This window comes from Polaromonas sp. (genome assembly GCF_018780625.1).
Classification (GTDB): Bacteria; Pseudomonadota; Gammaproteobacteria; order Burkholderiales; family Burkholderiaceae_C; genus Polaromonas.
The window spans coordinates 1-3,980 of record NZ_JADMJK010000130.1 but is presented as its reverse complement, the minus strand read 5'-3'; the positions used below and the strand labels follow the sequence as shown (position 1 = coordinate 3,980).

At 60.8% G+C, this 3,980-nt stretch carries 2 protein-coding genes; both read left to right on the top strand.

Annotated features, from left to right (window positions below; translation table 11 throughout):
• Positions 1–1,409, top strand: a 1,409-nt coding sequence (locus IV091_RS11425; RefSeq protein ID WP_293468757.1) for an alkaline phosphatase PhoX, incomplete at its 5' end; no start/stop codon positions are given.
• 642 nt (positions 1,410–2,051) lie between these two features.
• A partial coding sequence (locus IV091_RS11420; protein ID WP_293468755.1) for a DUF5801 repeats-in-toxin domain-containing protein occupies positions 2,052–3,980 on the top strand: 1,929 nt, incomplete at its 3' end.

Here is a 3,980-nt window from a genome sequence, read left to right as displayed (position 1 = left end):
ACTTTTTCCGCAACGCCGCCGACGACACCGCCCGCGGCGACAAGAGCGTGGCCTCACTCAAGCGCTACGGCCGCGGCCTGCCTGTGACTGCTGGCGTTGTGGGTCCTGCCAACAGCCGCCACGGCTGGGAATCGGCCGGCGTCGACGACAAGTATGCCCGCTGGGACATCAGCCAGGGCGTGGGCACTGCGTCCGCCGACTACCGCAATGAGCTCAACACCTTTGGCTACATCGTCGAGATCGACGCCTACGACAAGACCAAGTCCGCCCGCAAGCGCACCGCACTGGGCCGTTTTGCCCACGAGAGCGCCGCTTTCGGCAAGCCGGTCGCCGGCCAGCCGCTGGCCGTCTACATGGGTGATGACTCGCGCGGCGAATACATCTACAAGTTCGTGTCCGCCAAGGCCTGGACTGCGGCCGATGCCAACCCGGCGGACCGCATCACCACCGGCGACACCTACCTCGACAACGGCAAGCTCTACGTCGCGAAGTTCAACAGCGACGGCAAGGGCGACTGGGTCGAGCTGTCGATCAGCAATCCCTTGATTGCCGCCTATGCCGGCTATAAATTTGCCGACCAGGCCGATGTGCTGGTCAATGCCCGCCTGGCCGCCGATGCGGTGGGTGCCACCAAGATGGACCGCCCCGAGTGGTGCTCGACCAACGTGGCCAACGGTGAAATCTATTTCACCCTGACCAACAACAGCAACCGCGCCGTCAATTCGGCCACCATGCCGCCCGACAGCGCGAACCCGCGCGTGTACACCGACATCAAGAACGGCAGCACCGCGCAAAACGGCAATCCGAACGGGCACATCCTTCGCCTGAAAGAGGCTGCGGCAGGCAGCACGGCCATCACCTTCAGCTGGGATGTTTACGTGTTCGGCGCCGAATCGAGCGCCGCACCGGGCACTGTCAACCTGTCCAGCCTGACGGGCGACCAGGACTTCTCCAGCCCGGACGGCCTGGTGTTCAGCCCGGCCACAGGCATCATGTGGATCCAGACCGATGACGGTGCCTATACCGACGTGACCAACTGCATGATGCTAGCCGCGCTGCCTGGGACCGTGGGCGATGGTGCGAAGAAAACGCTGAACTACACCAAGACTGATGGCAGCGCGCTCAATGTCGACACCTATGTGGGCAAGGCGCCCGGCGCCGACAAGCTCAAGCGCTTTTTGGTGGGCGCCAAGGATTGCGAGATCACCGGCCTGTGCGAAACGCCCGACGGCAAGGCGATGTTTGTCAACATCCAGCATCCGGGCGAAGGCACCAAGATGGCTGATATTGCCGACCCGTCCAAGTACACCAGCCAGTGGCCCAGCAGCGCCGGCTACGGCGCCGGCAAGCGCCCGCGCTCGGCAACGGTGGTCATCACCAAGAACGACGGCGGCCGCATCGGCAGCTAAGCCGCTGGCCATCAGTGCCATAACAAGCGCCTGATCCCGGCCCAGCCGGTTGCCCGGTCTCCTGTGGAGGCCGGGCTTTTTCGTTTTGTGCGCCCAGCATGGCTGCACATGAAGGATGCCCGCGCAGGTTGGCGCCAGCCAGTGAAGGCGGACTTTTTTACAAATCTTCCCGAGTCCATTCAGATTTCACATCGAAAAACATCGCGTTTTTTAAGCCTTCTTTGTTCGCTCCTGGAAGTCAGGAGAACATGATTTCTCCTCTGAAAACTGAAGAAAACACGGGCGAAAAAAATCAGGAGTGAAGCCGTCCAGGCACAAGCAGTCCATCCATTTTTGGGGATTGCTGGCGGTCGGATCCGGTCGCAAACTGATATCGATTTCATCGGTTAGAGGCTGCAGCATGAAGATCTTTCATTCCAGTCTTCGGCCTCTCTTCGGTGGCCTCGCATCACAAAAGGATTGATTTTCAGACCAGCCTTGAGCGGCACCAACTCAAGTCAAATTCCCTCTTTGCTTGAGCTTTCTCGAGGAAGGGGGCGCTCGAAGGCGAGCATGTGGCCTGTTGAGACGACGGTGTGATCTGTATTCATGCGGCTCTGCGGTCAGGCCTTAGTGGCCGCGTTTTTTTCGAGGAAATCTATCATGTCCACCATTCTCCAGATCGACGAAACAAGCGGCGTACAAAACCTTGATACAGGCGGCGTCACCAGCAACGACATCAGCCTCGCCGGTGGCGGGGTGTTGCCGGCTGAGTTCGAAACGCTGCTGACGGCGGTGGGGGCCGGGACTCCTTCGGGCGCCGCGCTGAGCGGCTTTGGCACCGCCACGACAGCCGATGACTTCGTAATGACTTTCGGCGCCAACGTTACTGATGTCGCCTTTACCAGTTCAACCGGTGGTGTGCTCGATGGGGCTGTTGCCAAGTCTGGACCCGGGACCGGGATCAATGACTATCTCAGAACCACAGACGGAACGAAAATCTTCCTCTACAGCTATCAGGGCGCCGACATTGCGGGCGTGGACGAAAACAATGTCGTCTTTGCCCGCAAGGGCTTTGCCGACGGCACCGCGAATCCGAACGGTGAAGTCGTTTTCGCCGCCTATCTGGATACGGGAACTGCTGCTGTGGGCGACGTGAGCGCCACGAGCGCCAGGCTCTGGCTGGTGCAGTACCAGTCGATCTTCCATCCGGACGGCACCAACCCCAACGACATCGTGTTTCTGACCGAGAGCCTGAATGTCACGGTCAATAACTTGCTTGGCTTCTCCCTGGAAGGCGCACCGTCCGGCCAGAATCTGTTTCTGATGTTCGGTGATGGCACGCCCAGCCTGGACGACGCGACCATCGTTGTCACCGGCAAGCATCCAGCGAACCAGTCCACTGGCGCCAGCATCACCACCGGCGACACCGTCAATACCGGACAGGGCGGCGGCATGACGACCATCGGCTCGAACAATCAGATGATCGATCCGAATGAGGGCATGTACTTCACTTTCGTCAAGGGGGCCAATACGGACTTGACGGTGCCCAACCTGAACCAGAACGAGGCCGACGTCGAAGCCAACATCGACTTCCAAACCTATTTGGGCGCAACGGGAGCGTCCTTTGTCGTCGTACAGCTGCAGCCGCCCAAGGGGGCCACGCTCCTGGTTAGCGCGTTCAATAACACGGATTCCACGGAGAAGGGTAATACGTATATCGAAGGGCTGGGTGATGCCGATGATGTGGCGGTCAACGTGATCGATGTCACGATCACCAGGACCGTCAAGACCGGCAAAACGACGACGACATACGAGCACACATTTGCAGCGGCCACCGGCACGGTGTCTGATCTGAATGCCCCGGGTGGCGCTTTGACCCTTGATTTCACCGGTGACACGGTGAAAATTACTGGCGTGATAGCCGGTGACAAGATCGCCTACCACACCGCCACAGATCACAACCGCGTGCTGATCGACAACGCCGGAAACAGTGACGCAAATCTCAACGCAGCTTTCGACATCGGCGCCTTCAAGCTGGAGACAGGCGGTCTCAATACATCTCCGTTACAGGACTTGGCCTTTGTCGATGACGGGCCATCGATCTCGACCACCGGCACCGAGCCGACAGCGACGGTCGATGAGACGGTGCTGGCGACCAACGCGACGGCGGACTTCTCGGTCAACTTCAGCTCCAGCTTTGGCGCCGACGGCGCGGGCACGCTGGCCTACAGCCTGGGCATCAGCGCCGTGGGCGCGGACTCCGGTCTGGTGGACACGGCGAGCGGCCACGGCGTGTTCCTGTACCTGGAAAGCGGACAGGTGGTCGGGCGGGTCGGCAGCGGCGCGGCGACGGCGGACCCGGCCGGGGCGATTTCCTTCACGGTCAGCCTGAACAGCACGACCGGGGTGGTCACACTCGACCAGGTGCTTGCCATCGTGCACCCCGATACGAGCAATCCGGACGATTCCAAGACGCTGGGCGCGGACACGCTGATCACGCTCACGGCGACCAAGACCGACAAGGACGGCGATGCCGCCACGGCGACGCTGAACATCGGCCAGAACTTCAACTTCGAGGATGACGGGCCA